Here is a 24493-nt window from a genome sequence, read left to right as displayed (position 1 = left end):
GCGGTGTTAGCCCGCTTTCTTTTGCCTACTTTTCTTTGCGGCGGCAAAGAAAAGTAGGTGCCGCCCCGCACAGGGGCGACGCCTGAAGCACCAACACCAAATCGCGGACGCCAACAACAAAAAAAAGCAAACCACCCAAAGCGTCGCAGACAACAAAAAAAACCGCCTATCGATTAACCAGCCGAGCAGGCACACTCACCGCCAGCAACCCACCCAACACCATAAACGCGGCCAGCATATACATCCCGGCGGAATTCCCGGCGGTAGCCTGCTTCAGCCAGCCAACGGCATAAGGGCTAAGAAAGCCAGCCAGATTCCCGATGGAATTGATCAACGCAATCCCGGCGGCAGCCCCAGTCCCAGCAAGAAACGACGTAGGCAAACTCCAGAACAGCGGCAGCGTAGTCAGAATCCCCATCGTAGCCAGCGTCAGAGCCGCCATGGCCAGCATCGTGTCGTGTGCCCACACGACCGACAGCACCAACCCGATCGCGCCGGCAAAACCCGGCAACGCCACATGCCAGCGCCGCTCGCGCATCCGGTCAGCACTGCGCGCCACCAACACCATCGCCACCACCGCCGCCGCAAACGGAATCGCCGACAGCAAACCGATCATGAACGCATCGGTCACCCCCGTCGATTTGATGATGGTCGGCAGCCAGAAGCTCACACCGTAAAGCCCCATCACGAACGAAAAATAGATCAGGCTCATCATCAGCACGCGCGGGCTGAGCATCACCTTGCCGATCGCGTGATCTTCCTTGGTCGCGTTTTCAGCGGCGATATTGCGTTCGAGCAGTTCGCGCTCTTCCTTCGTCAGCCACGTCGCCTTCGAAATGCGATCGTCCAGCACGATGAACACCAGAATGCCGACGACGATCGAAGGCACGCCCTCCAGCAGGAACAGCCACTGCCAGCCGTGCCATCCGTTCGCGCCGTCGAAAGACTTCAGGATGTAGCCCGAAATCGGTCCGCCCACCACGCCCGAAATCGCAATCGCCGTCATGAACCACGTCGTCATGCGGCCACGCCGGTGCGCGGGATACCAGTAGGTCAGGTACAGAATGATCCCAGGGAAGAAGCCCGCTTCCGCAAGCCCGAGCAGAAAACGCATCACGTAGAACATCGTCGGCGTCGTGACGAACATGGTCAGCATCGACACGATGCCCCACGTCACCATGATCCGCGCAATCCACACGCGCGCACCCACGCGATGCAGGATGATGTTGCTCGGCACTTCGAAGATGAAATAACCGATGAAGAAGATGCCCGCACCAAAGCCATAGATGGCATCGGAAAGTCCCAGGTCCGCGCTCATGCCGAGCTTCGCGAAACCCACGTTCACGCGATCCAGATACGCGACGACATAGCTAAGCATCAGAAGCGGCGTCAGACGCCATGCGACTTTTCGGTAGGTCGCTTCTTCGAAAGTGGAGGGCGGCGCACCTGCGCCGGGATGGTGGAGCGGATTCGCAGGACTGGACACGGTTGTCTCCTATTGACCGGCGTCGGCGCTTTTAGCACCTCGTGCTGGTCTTAAGCACGGCTTGTTTTTGTGGAAATGTCGTACCGCCGTTCGCGATTCTAAGCTTTCAATGCGCGCTGAAAAGCCTCCCGAGGTCGGGGAAAACACTGATTTTTCAATGATTAAGGTGAAATCCCGACACGGCGCGGCGCGCATCGGCGCCGCCCGCGCTACCTGCTGCGTCACACGCAGCGTCCGCCGTCCACTTCGAGGCACACGCCCGTGATGAATTCCGCTTCATCCGAAGCGAGGTAGAGCGCAGCATTCGCGATGTCCTGCGGAGTCGAGAAGCGGCCCAGCGGAATGCCCGCCAGAAACTTCTGCCGGTTCTCCGGTGTGTCTTCGACGCCCATGAACTCGGTCAGCAATCCCGTCTCGCCGATCACCGGGTTCACGCAGTTCACGCGAATGCGGTCCGGGCCGAGTTCGACAGCCAGCGCCTTGCTCGCGACGATCACCGCGCCCTTGCTGCCGTTGTACCAGACGAGTCCGGGGCGCGGCCGCACGCCCGCCGTCGATGCAATGTTCACGAACACGCCGCCGCCCCGTTCGCGGAAATACGGCACGAATTCGTGGACGCTCCAGTAGATGCTCTTCACGTTGACGGCATACACGCGGTCGAATTCGTCTTCCGTCACGTTGAGCACAGGCTTATTGCGATGTGTGGTGCCCGCGTTGTTGACGACGATCTGCACGCTGCCGAAGTCTTCGATGGCAGCTTCGCGCAGCGCGTGCCAGTCGTCGGCGCGCGTCACGTCGCCCGCGACGGCGATGGCCTTGCCGCCCGCCAGCGCAATTTCGCTCGCGACACGCTCAGCCGCCGCGCCGTTCAGATCGTTGACGACGACGTTCGCGCCTTCGCGCGCATAAGTCTTCGCGATGCCTTCGCCGAAGCCCGAGCCGCCGCCCGTGACGATGGCCGTTTTGCCGGTCAACCGCATGATGTCTCCTGTTGTTGTGAGTGCCGGAACGGTGTAAGTCGCGCCGGTATGGATCGTCGGAATCTCGGATGTCAGCCGTGCTTGATCGCAACGGTCTTCAGCACCGTGAAGCCGTACAGCGCTTCGAAGCCTTTCTCGCGGCCATGTCCCGAGTGCTTGACGCCGCCAAACGGCAACTCGACGCCGCCGCCCGCGCCATAGTTGTTGATGAACACCTGGCCCGAGCGCACCCGCCGCGCGACGCGCATCTGCCGGCCGCCGTCGCGCGTCCAGATACCGGCGACAAGCCCGTACGCCGTACCGTTGGCGAGCGCAAGCGCTTCGTCTTCTCCACTGAACGGCATGGCAGCGAGCACGGGACCGAACACTTCCTCACGCGCCAGCCGATGCGCCGGCGGCACGTCGCGCAACAAGGTCGGCGCCTGATAGAAGCCCGCTTCGGGCGCTTCCGCGATCACCTCGCCGTGCGCCGCCATCGCGATGCCGTCATGCTGCGCATCGGAGAGAAAATCCCACACGCGGCGCTGCTGCTTCGCGCTGATCAGCGGCCCGCAGTCGAGATCCGCATGCGCCGGGCCGACGCGCAGCGCGTTGAATGCGGTGGCGAGCCGGTCGAGCAGCGGTTCGTAGATGCTGCGCTCGATCAGCACGCGACTGCCCGCCGAGCAGGTCTGCCCGGCGTTCTGCACGATCGCGTTGACGAGCGTGGGCAGCGCGGCGTCGAGATCGGCATCGGCGAAGACGATTTGCGGCGACTTGCCGCCCAGTTCGAGCGTGACGGGCACGTGGTTTTCGGCGGCCATCTGCGTGACGAGCTTGCCGGTTTCGGGCGAGCCGGTGAACGAGATGTGATCGATGCCGGAATGACGCGCGAGCGCTGCGCCTGCTTCATGACCGAAGCCGGTGACGATGTTCAGCGCGCCGGCGGGCAGGCCCGCTTCCGCCGCCAGTTCGGCGACGCGCAGCACGGACAGGCATGCATCTTCGGCGGGCTTCACGACGCATGCGTTGCCCACGGCGAGCGCTGCACCGACGCTGCGCCCGAAAATCTGCATCGGGTAATTCCACGGCACGATGTGGCCCGTCACGCCATGTGGCTCGCGGATCGTGAACACGGTGTAGCCGTACTGGTAGGGCAGGGTTTCGCCATGCAGCTTGTCCGCGGCGCCGGCGTAGAACTCGAAGTAGCGCGCCAGTGCGGCGGCGTCTCCGCGAGCCTGCTTGAGCGGCTTGCCCGTGTCGCGGGCTTCGAGCTGGGCCAGTTCTTCGTGACAGGCGGCTACCAGCATCGACAGGCGATAGAGCAGGCGGCCGCGCTCGGCTGCACTCACGGCGCCCCATGCGCCTTCGTAGGCGCGCCGCGCGCTCTGCACGGCGGTATCGATGTCGGCGGCCGTGCCGCGTGCGAGCGTGGTGAACGGTTGGCCGTCGGAGGGATCGATGACGGGGAGGGTTTCCCCATTCGACGCGGCAGTCCATTCGCCGCCAATGAAGTGTTTCGCTTCTTCCACACATGCTCCTTGCCCGTGCCGGGCGATCAGCAGACGACGAAAGAGACCACGAAAACCCACGCAAAGCGCATGGGCCGTGCGTGTCAGACGATTATCGCGCCGATCGCCACGCGGGTGTCATCGGCCGATTGGCTATAATGGCGCATTCCGCAGTGTCAGGGTTGCGGCGCCGCGTCCCGTATGGGCACGCAATGCGCGCCGTGCGCCTTATTCCCATTTCATCCTGATCAGAGAGCGCCATGAGCTTCAATCACGTTCCCGCTGGCAAAGACCTTCCGCAAGACTTCAACGTCATCATCGAGATTCCGGCGCAAAGCGACCCCGTGAAGTACGAGGCGGACAAGGATCTGGGCCTGCTCGTCGTCGACCGTTTCATCGGTACGGGCATGCGTTATCCCGCGAACTACGGTTTCATTCCGCAAACGCTGTCGGGCGACGGCGACCCCGTCGACGTGCTGGTGATCACGCCGTTCCCGCTGCTGGCTGGCTCGGTGGTGCGCGCACGTGCGCTGGGCATGCTGCAGATGACGGACGAATCGGGCGTCGATGCAAAGCTGATCGCTGTGGCGCACGACAAGATCTGCCCGATGACGGCAGACCTGAAGTCGGTCGACGATGTGCCGCAATACCTGAAGGATCAGATCAAGCACTTCTTCGAGCAATACAAGGCGCTCGAAAAGGGCAAGTGGGTCAAGGTGGAAGGCTGGGCGGGCATCGAAGCCGCGCACAAGGAAATCACGGAAGGCGCAGCGAATTTCAAGAAGTAATTCGGCTGGCTGGTCGCTGGTTTGACTGAAAAGACGCTCCCTCGGGAGCGTCTTTGTTTTGTGCAGTGCGTTCGTGACGCGACCTGCCTGGCGCGGCCAGCTGTGGGCCGCGATCGCCAGAAAACGGTTTAATGCGCGTTCGCGGTCGCAAGGCGGCTGCCGGCGAACGGGTCGTTGTTCCAGTCGACCTTCGGGCGTTCCTGCTTCACCGGCTTCGACGACGGCTTGCCGATCGCAAAGTGTTCCACCGACTGGCCCGCGCTGACGGCGTTTGCCATCCACTGCGGCATTGCGCCCGTCCCATCCCACGTTTCGCCGAAAGCGCTTTGAAAACGTACTGCCTTCACGCGCCGGCGATCTTCTGCGAGCGCCGCAGCCAGATCGGCTGCCTTGATGCCAACCTGCGCCATGCGGCGACGAAGATACGCAATCATGCTGTCACGCTTACGCTCGTCCATTTTGCTTCACCTTTAGAGGCTGATACCGGATAGGTTTTCAAGTCGGTTGTTGCGTCGCTGCCGGGTTGCTTTCAGACCCGCGCTGTGGCTCACGTGGAAGCCGGCGATGCAATTGCTGTGATGGAAGTATCTGATCGACTGAAGGCGCCGTCGAGGTGCCTGGCGTGAAAACACTGTTGCTGCCAGCAGAAAAAAGGGGGCCGTGGCGGCGCGCGTCAGGCCGGCTGTTCGCCCGTGGGTTCGGGTTTGGCTTCCGTTAGCACCTCGGCCTCGATCTCAGTCTGAGCCTCGACGGGCAGCACGGATTCGAGCGTCCTCGCGCCCGATACCAGTTGCCACTTCTGCGCCGCCGTCAGCTGCGTGACGCGGTATTCGGCGCGCGACGCGCTCGACCGGTCGGCCAGTTCGAACGAGGCGAGCAGCCGCACCGGCTTGCGCGAGCGCGTGTAGCGCGCGCCCATGCCGCTGCAATGCTTGTCGAAGCGGGCCTGGACGTCGGTGGCGATGCCCGTGTAGACGCTGCCGTCCGAGCATTCGATCAGATACAGAAACCACGGCATGGCGCGCGTTTGTTCCTCGTTATTCCTTGAACGGATTGTGTTCGCGCAGTTCGTCGACGTACGCGTGGATGTGATTCTTCTCGTTGTCGAGAAAGTGCGCAACGGCGTCCGAAAAAGCCGGATGGGCGAGCCAGTGCGTCGAGCGCGTGACGGTCGGCATGAAGCCGCGCGCCATCTTGTGCTCGCCCTGTGCGCCGCCTTCGAACACGCCGAGCTTCTGCTCGATGCAGCACTCCAGCGGCTGATAGTACGCGGTCTCGAAGTGCAGGCAGGGCACGTGTTCGAGCGCGCCCCAGTAGCGGCCATAGAGCGTGCCGCCCGCGTTCGCGCCGTCGCGCTGATAGACGACCAGCGAACTCGCGATCGGCTTGCCCTCGTATTCGGCGATCACCATCATCAGATTCTCGGGCATCGATGCGCCGATCATCCGGAAGAAGTCGAGATTCAGATACGGACTCGAAAAGTGCTCGCGGTACGTCTGCCGATAACACTTGCTGAAAAAGCGCCAGTCGGCGTCGCTGATGTCTTCGCCGAGCATGCGGCGGAACGTGACGCCCGCTTCGCGCACCTTGCGGCGCTCGGCGCGGATGTTCTTGCGCTTCTTCTGTTCGAGCGTCGACAGAAACTCGTCGAAGTCGCGGTAGCTGTCGTTGAGCCAGTGAAACTGCACGCCTTCGCGCTGCATCATGCCGAGATCGGTCAGCGACTGCGCTTCCGTTTCGGTCGGAAACAGCACATGCAGCGACGACACGTCGGCCTGTTCCGCGAACGCGACGAGCGTCGCGGCGAGATGGCGCAACGCGTTGGCATCGGCGGCCATGAGGCGCGTGCCTTGCACGGGCGTGAACGGCACCGCGCACAGCAGCTTCGGATAGTAGGGCAGGCCGTTGCGCTTGTAGGCATCGGCCCACGCCCAATCGAACACGTACTCCCCGTACGAGTGCCCCTTTGCATAGACGGGCGCGGCGGCCGCGAGCTTGCCTGTGCGCGGATCGGTGAGCGTGACGAATTGCGGCGCCCAGCCCGTATCCGCGACGGCACATTGCGTCGCGTGCAGCGCGCTCAGGAATTCGTGGCGCAGAAATGGCGTGGGTTGCGCCTGCTGGCTGAGCAGCGCGTTCCATTCGTCGGCATCGACTTCGAGCGGCGAAGCGAGAATGCCCGCGCGGTAATCAAAACGTTCCTGGTTCAATCTGTTCGACCGTTGACGTTTCCCTGTGCCGCGGCGGCTGGCGTGTGCGTCATGTCGCGGCTGCAGAAACTGATAAGGCTGATTGGCGAATGCCGCGCGCTGTGCTCCGAAGCGGTGCCGCGCGGCGAACGGCCATGTTAAAGCAAATGCGGGCCCGAAGTGCGCGGCATGGCCATGACTGTCGGCACACGCGATCGAGACCTTGAATGCGCTTAAGCCTTATCATCTACGCTGATCGATAGCAGCCGTTTCGCGCGTGACGGTCTTTTTCAGCGCATGCGCCTTAGGAATCCCTGACATGAAAGGCAACTTTTTCAACCTGTATTCGCATCGCTTTGCGCGCGTCGCGGTCGGCGTGCCGCGCTGCCGGGTCGCCGATCCCGCCTTCAACGCCGACCAGACGCTCGTGCTCGCACGCGAGGCGGCTGCGAAGGGCGCGGCGCTGGTCGCGTTTCCGGAACTCGGCCTGCCGTCCTATACCTGCGACGACCTGTTTCATCAGCGCGCGCTGCTCGACGCATGCAAGACAGCGCTGGCAAAGATCGTCGAGGCATCGAAGACGCTGCCCGTGGCGATGATCGTCGGCATGCCGCTGCAGGTGGATCACAGCCTGTACAACTGCGCGATCGTGATTGCGCGCGGCGCCATTCTCGGCGCTGTGCCGAAGACCTATCTGCCGAACTACGGCGAGTTCTACGAAGCACGTCAGTACGCGCCCGCCGATTGCGCCGTCGCACGCGATATCGAACTGCTCGGCCAGCCCGTGCCGTTCGGCGCGTCGCTGCTGTTCGAACTGAGCGACGTGCCCGACTTCCGCTTCCATGTCGAGATCTGCGAAGACGTGTGGGTGCCGATTCCGCCATCGTCGTTCGCGGCGCTCGCGGGTGCGACGGTGCTGGTGAATCTGTCGGCGTCGAATGTGGTGGTCGGCAAGTCGGGCTACCGGCATCAGCTGGTCGGCCAGCAGTCGGCGCGGTGTCTGGCGGCGTATCTGTACACGTCGGCGGGACGCGGCGAATCGTCCACCGATATGGCGTGGGACGGCCAGGCGCTGATCTACGAAAACGGCGAGATGCTCGCTGAATCCGAGCGTTTTCTCGACGACTCGCACATGATCTTCGCCGACGTCGATCTCGAGCGGCTCTCGCACGAACGCATGCGGCAGACCACATTCGGCATGTCGGTGCAGCGTCACAAGGATGAAGCGGCGAAGTTCCAGATCGTGCGCTTCGCGATCGGCCACGATGCATCGCAGACGCTGCCGCTTGCGCGCAAGGTCGAGCGTTTCCCGTACGTGCCCGCCGATGCGCGCCGCCGCGACGAACGTTGCAACGAGGTCTACAACATCCAGGTGCAGGCGCTGGTGCAGCGGCTGTCGGCGTCGAATATCCAGAAGGTGGTGATCGGCGTGTCAGGCGGACTCGACTCGACGCACGCGCTGCTGGTCTGCGCGAAAGCGATGGACCGGCTGCAACTGCCGCGCACCAACATCATCGGCGTGACGATGCCGGGCTTCGCGACCAGCGACCGCACGCTCAAACAGGCGCGCGAACTGATGGAGGTGGTGGGCTGCACGTCGATGGAAATCGATATCCGGCCAAGCTGCGAGCAGATGCTGAAGGATCTTGGTCATCCGTATTCGGCGGGCGAGGCGAAGTACGACATCACGTTCGAAAACGTGCAGGCCGGCGAGCGTACGAATCATCTGTTCCGGCTCGCGAACTTCCATAACGGCATCGTGATCGGCACGGGCGATCTGAGCGAACTGGCACTCGGCTGGTGCACGTATGGCGTCGGCGATCACATGTCGCATTACAGCGTGAACGCGAGCGTGCCGAAAACGCTGATCACCCATCTGGTGCGCTGGGTTGCAGAGACGGGCGCCGTCGGCAAGAGCGGCTCGGACACGCTGCTCAACGTGCTCGCCACCGAAATCAGCCCAGAACTGGTGCCTGCCAAGGCAGCGGGCGCGATTGAACAGAAGACGGAATCGTTTATCGGGCCATACGAGTTGCAGGACTTCAATCTGTTCTACATCCTGCGCTATGGCTTTTCGCCGTCGAAGGTGGCGTTCCTCGCGCTGCATGCGTGGCGCGACAAGGAGCAGGGCGGTTGGCCCGAAGGCGCGCACGTCACGCGCAACGAATACGATCTCGCTGCGATCAAGCGCAATCTCGGCATCTTCCTGTGGCGCTTCTTCAAGACCAGCCAGTTCAAGCGAAGCTGCGTGCCGAATGCGCCGAAGGTCGGCTCGGGCGGTTCGCTGTCGCCGCGCGGCGACTGGCGTGCGCCGAGCGATTCGGAGGCTGTCGTATGGACCGATGATCTCGCAACGGTCCCGGACAAAGCCGCCTGAAACCAGTTTTTATCTGCCGTTCTGCGCGCGTGAGCGCACGCGTTCCCAGGCTTTAGGCTGGCAACGTGTGCGCTGCGGCGTAGAATCAACGCATCTGAACCTTCCTTTTTCCGAACCGAGACGAGGTCCGCCATGAAACGCATTACCGCCATCATCAAACCGTTCAAGCTCGACGAAGTCCGCGAAGCGCTCGCCGAAGTCGGCCTGACGGGGCTGACCGTCACTGAAGTCAAAGGCTTTGGCCGTCAGAAAGGCCATACCGAGCTGTACCGCGGCGCTGAATACGTCGTCGATTTCCTGCCGAAAGTGAAGATCGAAGTGGTGGTCGCGAACGATCAGACCGATCAGGTGATCGACGCCATCATCGGTGCAGCACGCACGGGCAAGATCGGTGACGGCAAGATTTTCGTTGCCGACGTGGAGCGCGTGATCCGCATTCGCACGGGTGAGGAGAACGAAGCGGCTGTGTGAGTGCCGCTTCTTGCCTGGCGATCAGGCATGCAGAATAGAGAAGCACCGGCGTTGCACCGAGCCGGTGCTTTTTTTATGCGTGTGAAGTGCCGGCGTGAAGCGAATGCGCAGTTCGCGCAGCAATAAAAAAAGGTGCGATACCCTTTCGGACATCGCACCGATACGCGCCTCTCGCAGCAGCGTGAAAACTGTTTCTGTCAAACCTGTTCTGTTAGCACCGTCCGATTAGAACGAGTGCTGGATACCTGCGTACACGCCCGTCTGGCTGTGGCCGGGCAGCGGGTTATCCGATGCGACCGACGTACCCGAGTTGTTCGCGTTCAGGCCGTAGTTAGCACCCTTGCTGTTCTGAACCGTTGCGACTTGCAGGTCCAGCAGCGTGCGCTTCGACAGGTTGTACGAGCCGCCGACCGTGTAGATCGTCGCATTGCCCGCGCCGTTGTTGCCGTTCACGTGGTACACCGCTGCGATCAGCGCTGCAGCCGGCGTAGCTTGCCACGTCACACCGCCCCACTCGTGATCGAGCGTCGTCGGCGTGCCCGGCAGAACTGCTGCTGCGCCCGACGTGCGGATTGCCTGGTAAGCAGCCTGGATCTTGAACTGACCGAGGAACACGTTCACGAGAGCCGAGTATTCGCGCGATGCTGCGAAGACGCCCGTTGCGATGTTGCCCGTGTTGGTCGGATCAGCTGCCGGCGTACCCGGGCCATACAGACCACCGTTTGCCGGGTTGCGGATTTCGTCGTACAGACCGCGGATCTGGAACAGCGACGAGGTGTAGGTGACTTGCGCGCCAGCTTCGCGGCCTTGCGCCGTCGTGCCGTTACCGTTCCAGTTCGTTGCGTTCGACAGGGCGTATTGACCGTAGAAGTCAAAGCCTGCGATCTTCGGCGACTGGTAAGCAACGTTGTTGCTCGATTGCGGCCAGTTGCGGCCACGCACCAGCGATGCCGACGACCAGTTCGACTGACCGAACGGGTCGAAGTCCCACACGCCGTTCGAGATGAAGAGCATGCGGCCCATCGTGAACGTACCGTACTGGTCATTCGCGAAGCCGACCGTCGCCCAACGATTGAAGAGACCGCCACCGCCAGGGCCAGCGCCCGTCATGGTGTTGAACGAGCCTTCCAACTGGAACACGGCCTTCGTGCCGCCGCCCAGATCTTCAGCGCCCTTCAAGCCCCACAGGCTGGTACCCCAGTCGCCGCTTTCTGCGCGGAAACGGTGCGTGCTGCTCGTTGCCGAACCATTCACCTGGTTCGTCGGCACACCCGACATGTACTCAAGACCAGCGTCCAGACGCCCGTACAGCGTCACGCTGCTCTGTGCGTGTGCTGCAACGCCAAAGGTCAGCAGCGCTGCGGCGGCCAAAACTTTCTTCATCTTCTCCTCCATACCCTGTCAAAAAGTAACGCCAGTACTGCGAGTGGTGCCCGGACGCCATCAGCGCCGAGCAGGAATCTTTTCCAGGGAGATGCGCAGTGGTCGGTGGTGTTGTCGACGCGCAGCTTCGAAAGCCGTCTGATCGTCCGTCCGATCCCTCGCGACCGGTATCTCCTGTTCGTTCGTTTTGAAGTGAAACTACTTTTCTTGAACTTTGTTTTGCTACTTTCGTTACTAATTTAGCAAAATACCCTTCGGTTGGCGAATAAATTAGTGATGCTCGGTAAAGATGTCTCTAAATTGCAATACCAGTATGAGACAAGTGTGGGACAGGGGGTCTCAAACAGGCCTCTACGCCTTGTCCGGCAAGGGACACACCGTTGTTAATGACTTGCGTCAAGGATTGCCACTATTGACGAGCAGAATCGTCGGGAGTAAAGGCGTTTTGGCTGCGTCTGGTGCAGATGTTGGGATGCCGAAGCTTCGGGGCGTGCGGGAGGAGAGGGCGCCGCCGCGAGGAAATAAAAAAGGGCGCCCGGTAAGCGCCCTGTAATACTACATAAACTACATGGCAGCCTTATTTCAGGCTGCCCGAGAGAAACTGCTTCAGGCGCTCACTCTTCGTGTTCCTGAATACTTCGTCGGGATGGCCTTCTTCTTCGACGCGCCCCTGATGCAGGAACATCACGTGATTCGACACGTTGCGCGCGAACGCCATTTCGTGCGTGACGACGATCATCGTGCGGCCTTCTTCGGCGAGCGTCTGCATGACCTTCAACACTTCGCCGACCAGTTCGGGGTCGAGTGCGGAAGTGGGTTCGTCGAACAGCATCACATCGGGGTTCATGGTCAGTGCGCGTGCAATCGCCACGCGCTGCTGCTGGCCGCCGGAGAGATGCGACGGATACTGCTTCTCGACGCGCGGCGCGAGGCCCACTTTCTCCAGATACATGCGGGCGCGCTCTTCGGCTTCCTTGCGTGGAATGCCGAGCACGTGCAGCGGCGCTTCGATGATGTTCTCGAGCACCGTCATGTGTGTCCACAGATTGAAGTGCTGGAACACCATCGACAGTTTCGTGCGCATCTTTTGCAGCTGCTTCGCATCCGACACGCGCAGTGCGCCGTGTTTGTCCTTCAGCGTGCGAATCTCCTGGCCTTCGACGAAGATGCGCCCCGAGTTCGGCTGCTCGAGAAAGTTGATGCAGCGGAGCATCGTGCTCTTGCCCGCACCGGACGAGCCGATCACGCTGATCACGTCGCCGCGATTCGCGCGCAGCGTGACGCCTTTGAGAACTTCGTTATCGCCGTACTGCTTGTGCAGGTTGTCGACGAAAAGCATTTGCGGTGTAGCGGGAGTGTTCATCGGGTTCCTTGACTTGCTTATTCGCGGTTCTTACTTGCCTTGCGGGCGCAGATAAGCGAGCCAGCGGCGCTCGGCGCGGCGGAACAGCCAGACGAGCGCAAAAGAAATGGTCAGATAGAGCAGGGCGGCGATACCGAATGCGTCGAACGAACGGTACGTTGCCGAGTTGACGTCGCGCGCGATCTTGAGAATGTCCGGCACGGTAGCGGTGAAGGCGACCGTGGTGGCATGCAGCATCAGGATCACTTCATTGCTGTAGTACGGCAACGCACGACGCAGCGCCGAAGGAAGAATCACGCGGCGATACAGCGTGAACTGCGACATGCCATAAGCACGCGCCGCTTCGATCTCGCCATACGGTGTTGCCTTGATCGCGCCCGCGAAGATTTCCGTGGTGTACGCGCAGGTATTCAGCGTGAAGGCGAGCAGCGTGCAGTGCATGCCGTCGCGGAAGAACGCGTTCGTCAGTTCGTTCGAGCGGATGACTTCGAGGCTGTACAGACCCGTGTAGCAGAGCAACAGTTGCACGTACAACGGTGTGCCGCGGAAGATATACGTATACAGCCAGACGAGCGTGGACAGCCATTTCTTCTTCGACACGCGCGCAACCGCGAGCGGCACCGAGAGACAGAAGCCAAGACCGATCGATATGACCAGCAGCCACAGCGTGATGGCGACGCCCGTGAAGCGATAGCCGTCCGTATACAGATAGTTGCGCCAGTATTCCTGGATCAGCTCGATCATAGTTCCGCCTTGCGCACGCCAGTCGAGTAGCGTTTTTCGAGGTACATCAGCACGAAGTTCGACGCCGTGGTGATGAGCAGATAGATGGCGCCTGCCATCAGCGTGAAGAAGAAGAATCGCAGCGTGCCCTTGCCGGCGTCCTGGGCGGCCTTGACGACATCGGCGAGACCGATGATCGACACCAGCGCCGTCGCCTTGACCATCACCTGCCAGTTATTGCCGATGCCGGGCAGCGCGAAGCGCATCATCTGCGGGAACATGATCCGCGTGAACACCTGCCAGCCCGTCATGCCGTAGGCGGCGCCCGCTTCGAGCTGGCCGCGCGGCACGGCGAGAAAGGCGCCACGGAAGGTTTCGGTGAAGTACGCGCCGTAGATGAAGCCGAGCACGGCCACACCGGCGACGAACGGATCGATGTCGATCTGATCCCAGCCGAGCGCGTCGGTGAGATTGTTCAGCCAGATCTGGATACTGTAGAACAGCAGCAGCATCAGCACGAGATCGGGCACGCCGCGAATCAGCGTCGTATAGATGGTGCCGATGCCGTTGGTCACCCGGTTCTTCGACAGCTTCGCTGCTGCGCCGAGCAGGCCCAGCACGAAAGCGAAGACGAGCGACAGGATAGCCAGCTTCACGGTTTGCACCGTGCCGGCAAAGATCAGCGGGCCGTAGCCTTGGAGGAACATAGTCAGGTCCTTGACGGCGCTCCCACGCGCCGCGAAAGACGCGACAGTCCGTACGCTGCGGCGGTTCGGCCGAAGGCGGATGCCTTCGATGTCTCCCGTGCGGCGCACAGCATGCCGCTGTGCGAATCATGACTGCCTGGCCTTGGTGTACCCCTCCGGCCGGCAGCGCGTTTTGCTGCGTTGTTGAACTGCCCTGATTGACTGCGTGTACTGCCCTGCTTTTACTGCAAGCTGCTCTCGGTCCGACTGTATTACGAAGCCCATCGACCGGCCCATCCGGGCCAGCCCCGAGCTTTTCGGCCGCTGTCAGCGGCTCTGATAGATATCGACGTCGAAATACTGCTTTTCGAGCTTCGTGAACGTGCCGTCCTGGTGAACTTCAGCCAGTGCCTTGTTGAGCATCGCCTTCAGTTCGCCGTCTTCCTTGCGCACGCCGATCGCCGTGCCGTCGCCGATCGTCTTCGAATCCTTCACTTCCGGGCCGGCCCAGGCGAAATCCTTGCCGCGCGGCGTCTTCAGAAAACCCGCATCGGCCTGCAGTTCGTCTTGCAGCGCGGCGTCGAGACGCCCCGTTGCCAGATCCGCGTAGACCTGATCCTGGTTCTGGTACGGCACGACCGTCACGCCTTTCGGCTCCCAGTACGCCTTCGCATACGCTTCCTGCGTCGAACCCTGCTCGACGCCGATCCGCTTGCCCTTCAGCGATTGCGCCGTCGGCAGCAGCGGCGAACCTTTTTTCGCGGTCATGCGCGCGGGTGCATCGAACAGCTTGTCGGAGAAGTCGATCTGCTCGCGGCGCTGGTCGGTCACGGTCAGCGACGACACGATGATGTCGAACTTCCGCGCCTTGAGCGCCGGGATGATGCCGTCGAGATCCTGGGGAATCCACACGCATTTGACGTTCATCTTCGCGCACAGGGCATGGGTCAGATCGGCGTCGAAACCGACCACCTGGCCGCCCGGCGCGATCGACTCGAACGGCGGATAGCTGGCGTCGACCCCAATGCGCACGGTTTTCCATTCTTTTGCCATGGCTCCCGACGCCATGACCGCGAGCACTACGCCGACTGCGTACTTCTTCATGTTTCTCCTGACTTCCGGGCCGCCGTTACGGCTCGCCGCACGACGGCTCACGGTGCCGACGGCCCGCTTGCAGCCGGCCGTCGCCATTCTAGGCGGACAAAAATAGGCTGCGCGTTGTCCGTCTGTTGCCGTGCCTGCTGAGCCCGCACGCTGCCGGGCAGTCCGTCCGGACGCGGCACGCGAGTCGACCCGTTCCAAAAAGCGCGGTATTTTACCCGAACCCGCGCCCGGTGCCAGTCTTCACGGTATGGAAAAGCCCTTTGCCACCAGTGACATGCACGCGCGACGCGATGACGCGGGCGATCGGCGCGCCTTGCGCAGCGGGCGTGGCGGCCGATGCGACACGCATCGCAAGGGCCTTGCCATTGCCATCATTTATGAAACGATCCGGTGCGGCGATACGGATTGTGCGTGGCGGGTGCAGCCCATACATTCCCGTATCGCCAATTTCTCCGGGAGAGTCAGATGATCAGGATCCGCCGTTCCGACGAACGTGGCCATGCCAACCACGGCTGGCTGAACGCAAAGCACAGCTTCTCGTTTTCCGAGTACTACGATCCCGAGAACATGCATTTCGGTCCGCTGCGCGTGATCAACGAGGATCGCATCGCCGCGGGACAGGGCTTCGGCACGCACGGGCATCGCGACATGGAAATCGTCACGTATGTGCTCGATGGCGCGTTGTCGCACCGCGACAGTCTGGGCAACGGCTCGACTATCCGTCCCGGTGACGTGCAGCGCATGAGCGCCGGCACGGGTGTGATGCACAGCGAGTTCAACGGTTCGCAGGAAGATCCGCTGCATCTGCTGCAGATCTGGATCATTCCGAAGCGTGCGGGTGATCAGCCGGGCTACGAAGAAAAGCGTTTCACCGACGAAGACAAGCGCGGCCAGTTGCGCGTGGTGGCATCGCCGGAAGGGCGTGACGGCTCGGTGACGATTCATGCGGACGCGTCGATCTACGCCGGTCTGTTCGATGGCGAAGAGCACGCCGAGCACACGCTCGACGCGGGGCGCCAGGCGTATGTGCACGTCGCGCGCGGCGCCGTTGTGGTGAACGGCGAGCCGCTCAAGGCAGGCGACGCCGCGATGATCACCGACACGTCGAATATCACCGTCGAAAAGGGCGAGGGCGCTGAAGTACTGCTGTTCGATCTCGGCCAGTTGCGTTAAGCGTCACCGCGCTGCCGTTCAGGCAAACGACGGACGGCCCATGAAACAACGCCACGGAAGGTGACTTCCGTGGCGTTGTTTTTCCTTCCGGCAACGCTTACGGCTTCACAGCCGACGCCGCTGCATCGCCGCGATGCTTTTCCCAACGCTCGCGCATCTTCTCGTGACGCTGTTCCATCTTCGCGAAGTGCTGCTTGAGCGCGGTGCTGACGGTGGTCTTCTGCTGGTCATTCAAACCGTTATAGAAGTTGAGCCATGCCGTCGTGCTCTGCTCGCGCAACTGCGCGTCCTTCTGCTCGATCTGCTGATGCGCGGCGTGCATCGCGTTCAGGTCGAGAATAGGTTGCTGCTGCATCTGCTTGAACTGCTCGCGCATCTGCTGATGGTTCGCGCGTTCGGCGTCATGGCTTTGCTTCATGGTGTCGAGCGCGGCCTGCCATGCCTTTTCCTGATCTGCGTTCAGCTTCAGTTGCCCGTGCAACTGGTTCAGCTCCTTCATGAACCCGCCGTGATGCCAGCCCGGACCGCCGTGGCCCATGCCGGGACCACCTTGAGGTTGCGCGGCGAAGGCGGCTCCAAGACTGAGGGCAAGCGACGCAGCGGCAACGGCGAGAAAGCGTGATGTTTTTTTGGACATTACTGTGCTCCTTGATCAACTAGCCGACGATGCCGCCCGTCTCGAAAGTGGACCAGCGCGCATTCGGTAAGGCACAGCGTAGAGGGATCGAATGCGGGTCGTGTTACGCGTATGCTTTCGGAAGTTACGTGACATTACGTGCGCCTTTCGCGGTAACACCCCGTAACCCTTTCCACGGTGTCTGGGGCGGAAACGCATAGGGGCGCGCGTTACACTTCAAACCATGGCTACTCAAATACTTGTCGTCGATGACGACGTCGAACTGCGCGATCTGCTGCGCGACTATCTGGCCCGTCAAGGCATCGAAGTTTCGGTGCTGCACGACGCCAGTTCACTCGAGCGCCGCATCGAACGCGAACGGCCCGATCTGATCGTGCTCGACCTGATGATGCCCGGCGTGGACGGCCTCACGGCGCTGCGCAAGCTGCGCGCGTCGGGCGACGACATCCCCGTCATCATGCTGACGGCGCGCGCGGACGACGTGGACCGTATCGTCGGGCTGGAGCTTGGCGCAGACGATTACCTCGGCAAGCCGTTCAATCCGCGCGAACTGCTCGCGCGCGTGCAGGCAGTGCTGCGCCGCCGCAAGACGGTGCCGTCGGCGGCTGCGCCCGAACAGCGCGAGCCGTTTTCGTTCGGCCGCTTCACGCTCGATTTCCAGTCGCGCACGCTGCATCAGGAAGGCAAGCCGCTCACGCTGTCCGGCAGCGAATTCGCGCTCCTGAAGATCTTCGTCAATAACCCCATGCGCACGCTCACGCGTGAACGCCTGCTCGAACTGCTGCACGGTCCCGAATACGACGGCACCGACCGCGGCATCGACGTGCAGGTGTGGCGCCTGCGCCGCATTCTCGAAACCGATCCGTCCGTGCCGCGCTTCATTCAGACGGTGCGTGGGCGCGGATATGTGTTCGTGCCCGATGGCGAGCAACATGCGGCGTCCAATTGATTCATTGTTCGGGCGGCTAGCGCTGCTCGTCGTCTGTGTGTTGCTGGTGTCGCATTTCGCGTGGTACCTGCTGGTGCGCTTCGAGCGCAACCAGTCGCAGACGCGTTACGCCGTCGAAGAAGCGGTGTTCCTGGTTGACGCCGTGCGCGATCACGTCAGGCGCGAGCCCGATCAGCCGCTGCCGTCGCGCGTGCGTCTCGTCGATCCCGCCAGCGCGGATGTCCCGCCCGAAGTGCCCAATCTGCCCGCGCCGCTCGACCGTTTCGTCGACGACGTGCGCGACCGTCTGCCCACTTCGACCCAGGTGCGCGTCGGCACGCCCGGCAAGCCGCCTTCGCTGTGGGTACGCTCGGCGAGCGACCCGAGCTGGATCGTCGTGCCCGTGCAGCCGCTACGGCCACCGCGCTCGCTCGACCGGATGGTGCTGTGGCTCGGCATCATTTTCTCGGCCGGCGTGATGGCGGCGCTGTTCGCCGCGTGGCAGCTGCAGCAGCCGCTGCGCTCGCTCGCGCAGGCGGTCACGCGCTTCGGTCGCGGCATGCCCGTGCCGCCTGTGCGAGAGCGCGGCCCGCGTGAACTGCGTCAGCTCACACACGGCTTCAACCAGATGGTGCAGGAAGTCGCGCGCACCGAGCAGGATCGCGCGGTGATGCTGGCGGGTGTCGCGCATGATCTGAAGACGCCGCTTGCGCGTCTGCGGCTGCGTGCCGAAATGATGGACGACACCAAAATGCGCGATGGCGTGGTGCGCGACGTCGATTCGATGACGCATATCGTCGAGCAGTTTCTGGTGTTCGCGCATGACGGCGCGGACCGCAGCGAACCCGTCGACGTGGACGGGCAGTGCGAGCGCGTGGTGCGCAGCTATCGCGCGGTATCGGGCGGTGCGCCGACCGTGAAGACCGATCTGCGCGCGGGTGACGGCTTCAGGCTGCCCGCGGCGACGCTCGACCGTATCCTGTCCAATCTGCTCGACAACGCGCATGCCTATGGCGCGCCGCCCGTCGTCGTCGCGACGGCGCGCACGCCGCAAGGCTTCACGCTGACGGTCACGGACAATGGCAACGGCATTGCCGCGCAGGATCTGATCAATGCCAGCCGGCCGTTCGTGCGGCTCGATCCGGCGCGCGGCGGCAATGGCCACAGCGGCCTCGGGCTGGCCATCGTCGAGCGTCTGGTGCGGCGTGCGGGCGGCGAATGGCAGATCGGCAACAACGATACGGCCAACGGCGAGCGCGGCTTGCGCGTGCAGATGACCTTCCCGCTGGAAGCGGTGTCGCGCACGGCGGCAGCGTCGGAAAGCGTCTGGTGAGGGAGATGTGCCGCGCGCTTTTTCTGCGCGGCATGGAAGCATGAGGCTGGGGCGAACGTGAGACCTCGACTGCCCCGGCAAACCTCTCAATCAGGTATGTGAATCAGGCATGTAAATCAGGCAGTCCGCCCGCCTGATATCTGCTTACTCGGTGAACAGCGTGTTGAGCGCGGCGGCGGCTTCGCTGTCCACCGTGTTCCACGTTACCGTGTCGGCCTCGAAGATGTAGTGCGTCGTGTACTTGCCAAGACGCGCGAGAATTTCTTCCTGTATCACTTCGGGTGCCACGTCCAGCTTCAGATACCACGCGGTCGACGACAGGCGCGTCTGAAACGCGCCGTACTCTGCGAGCAGATGATCGAAAGCGTCAGCGTCCTGATCGCGGCAGACGATGACCAGATTTCCCTTCATGCGAACCTCCGGGGAGCGTAAAGCGGTGATCACAACTTTCGGATGAAAGTCGATGATACCTGCTTAAGCCCGATTTGCCCGGCGGCTTCGACAAGCATGATGGCTCGCGCATCGATGCGCACGACGCGATGCGCATCGTCAATCCTGCATGTGAGACAGAAACGCTTACCAGGCGTTGGCGGGCGCGCGCGTGGGCGGCGCAGTGTCGTCAGGGGGAACGGCTTCGCTGCGATCGCGGCCACCCTGTTTCGCGGCGTAGAGCGCCTGGTCGGCACGGCTGATGATGCGCTCAGGCAGGTCTTCCGCCGACAGCTCCGTAATGCCGATGCTCACACTCAAGCCCACCGATTGCGGCAGCTTGGCCGACGGCATCGCCTTCAGGCGCACGCGCAGGCGCTCGACCACTTCGAGGCCGGTGCCGAGCGGCGTGGCAGGCAGCAGAAGGCCGAACTCTTCGCCGCCCAGCCGGCCGATTGCGTCGCTGCCGCGCAGCTCGGTGCGGCAGGTATCGACGAAATGCTCGAGCGCGCGGTCGCCTGCGGCGTGACCGAAGCGGTCGTTGATCTGCTTGAAGTGGTCGAGGTCGGCGATGGCCATGCACAGCGGCTCGCCCGTCGCGCGCGCCCGGTCGATCTCATGTCGCAGCAGATCGAGGAAGTAGCGTCGCGACAGCGCGCCCGTCAGCGCATCGTGGCGCGCTTCCGCCGACAGCAGCGTATTGGCCGATTGCAACTGCTCGGCCAGCACACGCGTGGCGCGATGATGGCGCCGCTCGCGCAGATACGACACGGTGATCACCCATGCGAGCGCGACCGTGCCCGCCAGCGTCAGGAACACCAGCAGATGATCGCGCTTGTGATTGCGCATCAGCTCCGGCCACGCGACGAGTGGATCGACGAGATGGGCCGACAGGCCGGAGTTCAGGCCGCCGCGCGACTGATACAGCGTCGGGATCGGCTGGCCGGGCATGTCGTACAGCTGCTCGGCGATCGCCGTCGATACCCACGGCGCATCGCTGCGCACCTGGTTCTCAACGCGCCGGATCTGGATGACCGAAAATTTTTCGCGGTGATAGGTGCTCATGCGCTCGGCGGGACTCATCTGCATGACGCGCGAGTTCGGCATCGCCTGGCCTTCGAGCGCCGCGTTGTGCGCCATGATGACCACGCCGTTGTCGTCGGTGACGAAGGTGCCTGCGTGCGCGACCCAGTGCCGCAAGCGCGCGATGCCGACCTTGGCGACGATCGCGCCGACCAGCAGGCCATCGTCATACACGGGCGCCGAAATGAAAATGCCCGGCTCGCCGCTCATGCGGCCCACGCCGTACGCTTCGCCGAACGCGCCGAGCAGGGCGTTGGTCAGATAGCTGCGCGAGCGCATGTCCAGTCCGACGAACGAATGCTGGTTCTGCGCATTGCTCGCCGCGACGCACAGGCCGTTGGCGTTGACCAGCCAGATGATGTCGAGACCCGAGAAGCCCTGAGCATCGCGCAGGAAGGCATTGATGCCAGCCAGTTCGGGCGACTTCAGCAGGTCGTCGCGATGGGCGGGTTCCAGGTCGACGCCTGACGCGGCATAATTCTGCGAGTGCGTCAGGGCCTGCTGGATCACGCCGAGTTCGGCCATGGTGGCGGGAATCGCCCGCGACATGGCGAGGTCGCTCGCGATCACTTCGGCCATGTTGTAGACGATCGAGGCGGACATTTGCCGCTGCTGGCGCAGTGCGGCATCCAGTTCTTGCTGTACCATCCGGTCCGCGACCAGGCCGGATGCGAACCAGCATACGAGCACGACCAGTACGAAACTGGCCGGTCCCAATGCCTGGCGCAAGGTTGTCCTTTTCATCGACCCTCTGATCCGTCTGACTGATTCATGCAACAACGTCTCTCGTTGCTACGCGCCGGCGCTGGGCCGTTCCTGCCGATTGTCTCCGTGCGCCGCACGGACCCAGGATAATGCGCCGCGCCGCCGTCCTCGTCGCCGGCGGCCAGCAGGGTGTGCCGCATCCCGATTTTAACCGCCGCGCGGCCCAATGCCAGTCAGGATTTGCGCGTGCCACAGTCCCGTGTGGGGTATTAACGGCCTGTGGCGGGACTTTCTGAATAGCGGCGCAGGTTCGATGTGGCTCGCACGCGACGGTTCGAGCCAGGCACGCGTGAGTCGGCTGGTTGATGTATGCGGTCTGCTGCTTACAGTTCCATTCCTGGAACCATTCGGCGTGACAAATGCATGTCAACGGTTGTTTCTGTCACACAGGTTGTAGTAGTGTCGTGCCGTCCAAAATGAGGAAAGCTCGCTGGCCTGCTGGCGGCGGCCTGCGCAACACGATTGCGCCGGCCGTAAGTGCAGGCCCGCACGGGGCGCCGCGCGATGTATCCGTCGCCGGCCAATGCGTATTCAACGCCAACGATTTACCGCGCATTCGCGTTTTGCCATGCCTGATTTCCGCTTTCCGGATCGATCCTCGGACCGTCGCGCCGCCGCGAGCCCCGCGTGCCATGTCGGCGCGCGTGTAGCCACGACGGCTTGCGGACGCATCGCGTCGTGCCGCACAGGGAGGGCCATCTGATGGACCTGTTCAGCTTCACCCTCAATCGCACTGCCAATGCGTCGGCGTGGCGGGTGCTGCCCAATCGTTGGGATTTCATCGCGTTTCCGCTGATCATCTGTCTGATCGCGATGGCCGTGGTCGGCTTTCACGAGACCATGGCGCCGATCTCGACGCTGCAAAGCGAGCCGATCTCGCTCGATCCGGGCAAGCTGCCCGAATACGCGCTGCGCACCACCTTGCGTATGCTCGCGGCGATGGTCGCTTCGCTGGCGTTCACGCTCGTCTACGGCACGCTCGCCGCCAAGAGCCGCCGCGCGGGCCAGGTGCTGGTGCCGATCCTCGACATCCTGCAATCGGTGCCCGTGCTCGGCTATATCTCGTTCACGGTGACGTTCTTCCTCGCGCTGTTTCCGTCGCGCGTGCTGGGCGCCGAACTGGCCGCGATCTTCGCGATCTTCACGAGCCAGGCCTGGAACATGACCTTCAGCTTCTATCAGTCGCTGCGCACGGTGCCGCGCGATCTCGATGAAGTGTCGAAGGGTTTTCACCTCACGTCGTGGCAGCGCTTCTGGAAGCTCGAAGTGCCGTTCTCGATGCCGGGCCTCATCTGGAACATGATGATGTCGATGTCCGGCGGCTGGTTCTTCGTGGTCGCTTCCGAAGCCATTACCGTCGGCAATCACACCATCACGCTGCCGGGCGTCGGCTCGTATCTGTCGCAGGCCATCACCGAGCGCAACCTGCACGCGATCGGCTGGGTGATCCTGACCATGACCGTCGTGATTCTCGCGTACGACCAGTTCCTGTTCCGTCCGCTGGTGGCGTGGTCCGACAAGTTCCGCATGGAAAACACCAGTTCCGGCGATGCGCCGGAATCGTGGCTGCTCGACCTGATTCGCCGCACGCGGCTGATTCACCGTCTGCTCGTGCCGATCGGCTGGATGTTCGCGAAAGCGGCGCGCGTGCCGATCCGCTGGCCGAGCGTCGGGCCCGTGAAATTCTCGAAGCCGGCTGTGCTCAAGCAGTCCAGGGTGGGCGACATCGTCTGGGCGGTGATCGTCGTGGTGGTGACGGCGTTCGTCGTGTATCGCGTGGTGTCGTATGTGCGCACGGGTGTGACGCTTGAAGAAGTCGGCCATGTGTTCGTGCTCGGCCTCATCACGCTGTTGCGCGTGACGCTGCTGATCGCGCTGGCGTCCGTGGTGTGGCTGCCCATCGGCGTGCTGATCGGGCTGCGTCCCGCGCTCGCCGAGAAGGTTCAGCCCGTCGCGCAGTTCCTCGCCGCGTTCCCGGCGAACCTGCTGTTCCCGGTCTTCGTGATCGTGATCGTGAAGTTCAACCTGAACCCGGATATCTGGCTGTCGCCGCTGATCGTGCTCGGCACGCAGTGGTATATCCTGTTCAACGTGATTGCGGGCGCCAGCGCCTATCCGAACGACTACAAGGAAGCCGCGAAGAATTTCCGTATCCGCGGCTGGCAATGGTGGCGTCAGGCCATGCTGCCGGGCGTGTTCCCGTACTACGTGACGGGCGCGATCACGGCCTCGGGCGGCGCGTGGAACGCGAGCATCGTCGCGGAAGCCGTGCAGTGGGGCGACACCAAGCTCGCCGCTCACGGCCTCGGCGCGTATATCGCGCAGTACACGGCTGCTGGCGACTATCCGAAGATCATTCTGGGCATCGCGGTGATGTCCCTGTTCGTGTCCCTCTTCAATCGCGTGTTGTGGCGTCCGCTGTACGCTTACGCCGAAAGCCGTCTGCGGCTCGATTGAGATTCATTGAAGGCAAAACGCGATGCAAAATCCCAAAGCCGTTAGTGCTACGCCCATCCAGACGCCGCCGACGCCGCCGCGTCTCGGCGAAGAAATCCTGCGCGTCAAGGACGTGTGCCGTGGCTTCAACAAGACGCAGGGCGAACTGCTCGTCCTCGACGACGCCAATCTGTCGCTGCGTGAAGGCGAGATCGTTGGATTGCTGGGCCGTTCCGGCTCGGGCAAATCGACGCTGCTGCGCATCATCGCCGGGCTGATCGAACCGACGGATGGCGAAGTGACGTACCTCGGCAAGCCGCTCAAGGGGCCAGCTGAAGGCGTCGCGATGGTGTTTCAGACCTTCGCGCTGTTCCCGTGGCTGACCGTGCTTCAAAACGTGGAAGCCGGGCTGGAAGCGCTCGGCGTCGGCGCGCGCGAGCGCCGCGAGCGTGCGCTGGCCGCCATCGACCTGATCGGTCTCGACGGCTTCGAAAACGCCTATCCGCGCGAACTGTCGGGCGGCATGCGTCAGCGCGTGGGCTTTGCGCGCGCGCTGGTGGTCGATCCGACCTTGCTGCTGATGGACGAGCCGTTCTCCGCGCTCGACGTGCTGACGGCGGAAACGCTGCGTACCGATCTGCTCGATCTGTGGACGCAAGGCCGCATGCC

At 62.8% G+C, this 24493-nt stretch carries 23 protein-coding genes; 8 read left to right on the top strand and 15 right to left on the bottom strand.

The genetic code is table 11. The features are described 5' to 3' along the window. Positions 1 to 166 precede the first annotated feature (166 nt). The 3 genes from DK391_RS39095 to DK391_RS39085 all read right to left on the bottom strand — a co-directional run bounded on the left by DK391_RS39095 (position 167) and on the right by DK391_RS39085 (position 3977). Complete coding sequence (locus DK391_RS39095; RefSeq protein ID WP_109483352.1) at positions 167 to 1486, bottom strand: MFS transporter; 1320 nt, start codon at positions 1484 to 1486, stop codon at positions 167 to 169. Positions 1487 to 1707: 221 nt separating this feature from the next. After that, positions 1708 to 2466: an SDR family oxidoreductase gene (locus DK391_RS39090; protein WP_109483351.1), complete on the bottom strand. Its 759-nt coding sequence runs from the start codon at positions 2464 to 2466 to the stop codon at positions 1708 to 1710. A 71-nt stretch (positions 2467 to 2537) separates the two neighbouring features. Continuing rightward, on the bottom strand, positions 2538 to 3977 hold the full coding sequence (locus DK391_RS39085; protein WP_109483350.1) for an aldehyde dehydrogenase family protein: 1440 nt from the start codon (positions 3975 to 3977) through the stop codon (positions 2538 to 2540). Positions 3978 to 4216: 239 nt separating this feature from the next. Between DK391_RS39085 and ppa the strand changes: the two genes are divergently transcribed. Next, the gene (gene ppa / locus DK391_RS39080; protein WP_109483349.1) at positions 4217 to 4744 is read left to right on the top strand and encodes an inorganic diphosphatase; all 528 of its coding nucleotides are present in this window, start codon (positions 4217 to 4219) and stop codon (positions 4742 to 4744) included. A 128-nt stretch (positions 4745 to 4872) separates the two neighbouring features. Here the strand turns inward: ppa and DK391_RS39075 are convergent, their stop codons facing one another. The 3 genes from DK391_RS39075 to DK391_RS39065 form a co-directional block, all read right to left on the bottom strand. After that, entirely contained in the window at positions 4873 to 5202 is a 330-nt protein-coding gene (locus DK391_RS39075) for an H-NS family nucleoid-associated regulatory protein (RefSeq protein WP_109483348.1), read from the bottom strand. 215 nt (positions 5203 to 5417) lie between these two features. Then, positions 5418 to 5762 (bottom strand): GIY-YIG nuclease family protein, encoded by a 345-nt coding sequence (locus DK391_RS39070; protein WP_109483347.1) that lies wholly within the window; start codon positions 5760 to 5762, stop codon positions 5418 to 5420. 19 nt (positions 5763 to 5781) lie between these two features. After that, positions 5782 to 6954, bottom strand: a complete 1173-nt coding sequence (locus DK391_RS39065) for a GNAT family N-acetyltransferase (RefSeq protein WP_109483346.1) — start codon at positions 6952 to 6954, stop codon at positions 5782 to 5784. Between the two features lie 298 nt (positions 6955 to 7252). On the opposite strand from DK391_RS39065, the gene DK391_RS39060 reads away from it, so the two are divergent. Both DK391_RS39060 and glnK read left to right on the top strand, forming a co-directional pair. Next, the gene (locus DK391_RS39060; protein ID WP_109483345.1) at positions 7253 to 9310 is read left to right on the top strand and encodes an NAD(+) synthase; all 2058 of its coding nucleotides are present in this window, start codon (positions 7253 to 7255) and stop codon (positions 9308 to 9310) included. Between the two features lie 132 nt (positions 9311 to 9442). Then, entirely contained in the window at positions 9443 to 9781 is a 339-nt protein-coding gene (gene glnK / locus DK391_RS39055; protein ID WP_008342452.1) for a P-II family nitrogen regulator, read from the top strand. A gap of 21 nt (positions 9782 to 9802) precedes the next feature. Here the strand turns inward: glnK and DK391_RS44685 are convergent, their stop codons facing one another. The 6 genes from DK391_RS44685 to DK391_RS39030 form a co-directional block, all read right to left on the bottom strand. Then, entirely contained in the window at positions 9803 to 9982 is a 180-nt protein-coding gene (locus DK391_RS44685) for a hypothetical protein (RefSeq protein WP_162601038.1), read from the bottom strand. Between the two features lie 24 nt (positions 9983 to 10006). Next, on the bottom strand, positions 10007 to 11164 hold the full coding sequence (locus DK391_RS39050) for a porin (protein WP_109483344.1): 1158 nt from the start codon (positions 11162 to 11164) through the stop codon (positions 10007 to 10009). Between the two features lie 577 nt (positions 11165 to 11741). Beyond that, positions 11742 to 12527: an ATP-binding cassette domain-containing protein gene (locus tag DK391_RS39045; RefSeq protein ID WP_109483343.1), complete on the bottom strand. Its 786-nt coding sequence runs from the start codon at positions 12525 to 12527 to the stop codon at positions 11742 to 11744. A gap of 30 nt (positions 12528 to 12557) precedes the next feature. Next, on the bottom strand, positions 12558 to 13271 hold the full coding sequence (locus DK391_RS39040) for an ABC transporter permease (protein WP_109483342.1): 714 nt from the start codon (positions 13269 to 13271) through the stop codon (positions 12558 to 12560). Then, on the bottom strand, positions 13268 to 13957 hold the full coding sequence (hisQ, locus tag DK391_RS39035) for a histidine ABC transporter permease HisQ (protein WP_109483341.1): 690 nt from the start codon (positions 13955 to 13957) through the stop codon (positions 13268 to 13270). Before hisQ ends, DK391_RS39040 begins: the two co-directional genes overlap by 4 nt. Before the next feature lie 306 nt (positions 13958 to 14263). Then, positions 14264 to 15040: an ABC transporter substrate-binding protein gene (locus DK391_RS39030; RefSeq protein ID WP_109483340.1), complete on the bottom strand. Its 777-nt coding sequence runs from the start codon at positions 15038 to 15040 to the stop codon at positions 14264 to 14266. 465 nt (positions 15041 to 15505) lie between these two features. On the opposite strand from DK391_RS39030, the gene DK391_RS39020 reads away from it, so the two are divergent. Continuing rightward, the gene (locus DK391_RS39020) at positions 15506 to 16213 is read left to right on the top strand and encodes a pirin family protein (RefSeq protein WP_109483338.1); all 708 of its coding nucleotides are present in this window, start codon (positions 15506 to 15508) and stop codon (positions 16211 to 16213) included. A gap of 97 nt (positions 16214 to 16310) precedes the next feature. Here DK391_RS39020 and DK391_RS39015 read toward each other — a convergent pair whose 3' ends face one another. Further along, the gene (locus DK391_RS39015; protein ID WP_109483337.1) at positions 16311 to 16850 is read right to left on the bottom strand and encodes a periplasmic heavy metal sensor; all 540 of its coding nucleotides are present in this window, start codon (positions 16848 to 16850) and stop codon (positions 16311 to 16313) included. A gap of 223 nt (positions 16851 to 17073) precedes the next feature. On the opposite strand from DK391_RS39015, the gene DK391_RS39010 reads away from it, so the two are divergent. Together DK391_RS39010 and DK391_RS39005 are read left to right on the top strand one after the other, a co-directional pair. Continuing rightward, complete coding sequence (locus DK391_RS39010; RefSeq protein ID WP_109483336.1) at positions 17074 to 17799, top strand: response regulator; 726 nt, start codon at positions 17074 to 17076, stop codon at positions 17797 to 17799. Continuing rightward, positions 17783 to 19111 (top strand): ATP-binding protein, encoded by a 1329-nt coding sequence (locus DK391_RS39005; RefSeq protein WP_109483335.1) that lies wholly within the window; start codon positions 17783 to 17785, stop codon positions 19109 to 19111. The genes DK391_RS39010 and DK391_RS39005 overlap by 17 nt, the downstream gene beginning before the upstream one ends. 144 nt (positions 19112 to 19255) lie before the next feature. Here the strand turns inward: DK391_RS39005 and DK391_RS39000 are convergent, their stop codons facing one another. Next, complete coding sequence (locus DK391_RS39000) at positions 19256 to 19522, bottom strand: hypothetical protein (RefSeq protein ID WP_012401539.1); 267 nt, start codon at positions 19520 to 19522, stop codon at positions 19256 to 19258. A gap of 165 nt (positions 19523 to 19687) precedes the next feature. Further along, positions 19688 to 21367 carry a sensor domain-containing diguanylate cyclase gene (locus DK391_RS38995; protein ID WP_109483334.1) on the bottom strand — a complete coding sequence of 560 codons (1680 nt, stop codon included), beginning with the start codon at positions 21365 to 21367 and terminating at the stop codon, positions 19688 to 19690. 723 nt (positions 21368 to 22090) lie between these two features. Between DK391_RS38995 and DK391_RS38990 the strand changes: the two genes are divergently transcribed. Together DK391_RS38990 and DK391_RS38985 are read left to right on the top strand one after the other, a co-directional pair. Further along, complete coding sequence (locus DK391_RS38990; RefSeq protein ID WP_109483333.1) at positions 22091 to 23845, top strand: ABC transporter permease subunit; 1755 nt, start codon at positions 22091 to 22093, stop codon at positions 23843 to 23845. 22 nt (positions 23846 to 23867) lie between these two features. Beyond that, the coding region (locus tag DK391_RS38985; RefSeq protein WP_162601037.1) for an ABC transporter ATP-binding protein at positions 23868 to 24493 on the top strand (626 nt) is incomplete at its 3' end.

The sequence above is a fragment of the Paraburkholderia sp. C35 genome, assembly GCF_003121405.1.
Classification (GTDB): domain Bacteria; phylum Pseudomonadota; class Gammaproteobacteria; order Burkholderiales; family Burkholderiaceae; genus Paraburkholderia.
The sequence above is the reverse complement of the archived record's forward strand: the minus strand, read 5'-3'. Positions and strand labels throughout refer to the sequence as shown.

What these genes read in the sequence shown, in the direction of transcription:
- DK391_RS39090 (WP_109483351.1), bottom strand. Translation starts at nt 2,466, where the DNA reads ATGCGGTTGACCGGCAAAACGGCCATCGTCACGGGCGGCGGCTCGGGC.
- ppa (WP_109483349.1), top strand. Translation starts at nt 4,217, where the DNA reads ATGAGCTTCAATCACGTTCCCGCTGGCAAAGACCTTCCGCAAGACTTC.
- DK391_RS39075 (WP_109483348.1), bottom strand. Translation starts at nt 5,202, where the DNA reads ATGGACGAGCGTAAGCGTGACAGCATGATTGCGTATCTTCGTCGCCGC.
- DK391_RS39070 (WP_109483347.1), bottom strand. Translation starts at nt 5,762, where the DNA reads ATGCCGTGGTTTCTGTATCTGATCGAATGCTCGGACGGCAGCGTCTAC.
- DK391_RS39060 (WP_109483345.1), top strand. Translation starts at nt 7,253, where the DNA reads ATGAAAGGCAACTTTTTCAACCTGTATTCGCATCGCTTTGCGCGCGTC.
- glnK (WP_008342452.1), top strand. Translation starts at nt 9,443, where the DNA reads ATGAAACGCATTACCGCCATCATCAAACCGTTCAAGCTCGACGAAGTC.
- DK391_RS39050 (WP_109483344.1), bottom strand. Translation starts at nt 11,164, where the DNA reads ATGAAGAAAGTTTTGGCCGCCGCAGCGCTGCTGACCTTTGGCGTTGCA.
- DK391_RS39045 (WP_109483343.1), bottom strand. Translation starts at nt 12,527, where the DNA reads ATGAACACTCCCGCTACACCGCAAATGCTTTTCGTCGACAACCTGCAC.
- DK391_RS39040 (WP_109483342.1), bottom strand. Translation starts at nt 13,271, where the DNA reads ATGATCGAGCTGATCCAGGAATACTGGCGCAACTATCTGTATACGGAC.
- hisQ (WP_109483341.1), bottom strand. Translation starts at nt 13,957, where the DNA reads ATGTTCCTCCAAGGCTACGGCCCGCTGATCTTTGCCGGCACGGTGCAA.
- DK391_RS39030 (WP_109483340.1), bottom strand. Translation starts at nt 15,040, where the DNA reads ATGAAGAAGTACGCAGTCGGCGTAGTGCTCGCGGTCATGGCGTCGGGA.
- DK391_RS39020 (WP_109483338.1), top strand. Translation starts at nt 15,506, where the DNA reads ATGATCAGGATCCGCCGTTCCGACGAACGTGGCCATGCCAACCACGGC.
- DK391_RS39015 (WP_109483337.1), bottom strand. Translation starts at nt 16,850, where the DNA reads ATGTCCAAAAAAACATCACGCTTTCTCGCCGTTGCCGCTGCGTCGCTT.
- DK391_RS39010 (WP_109483336.1), top strand. Translation starts at nt 17,074, where the DNA reads ATGGCTACTCAAATACTTGTCGTCGATGACGACGTCGAACTGCGCGAT.
- DK391_RS39005 (WP_109483335.1), top strand. Translation starts at nt 17,783, where the DNA reads ATGCGGCGTCCAATTGATTCATTGTTCGGGCGGCTAGCGCTGCTCGTC.
- DK391_RS39000 (WP_012401539.1), bottom strand. Translation starts at nt 19,522, where the DNA reads ATGAAGGGAAATCTGGTCATCGTCTGCCGCGATCAGGACGCTGACGCT.
- DK391_RS38995 (WP_109483334.1), bottom strand. Translation starts at nt 21,367, where the DNA reads ATGAAAAGGACAACCTTGCGCCAGGCATTGGGACCGGCCAGTTTCGTA.
- DK391_RS38990 (WP_109483333.1), top strand. Translation starts at nt 22,091, where the DNA reads ATGGACCTGTTCAGCTTCACCCTCAATCGCACTGCCAATGCGTCGGCG.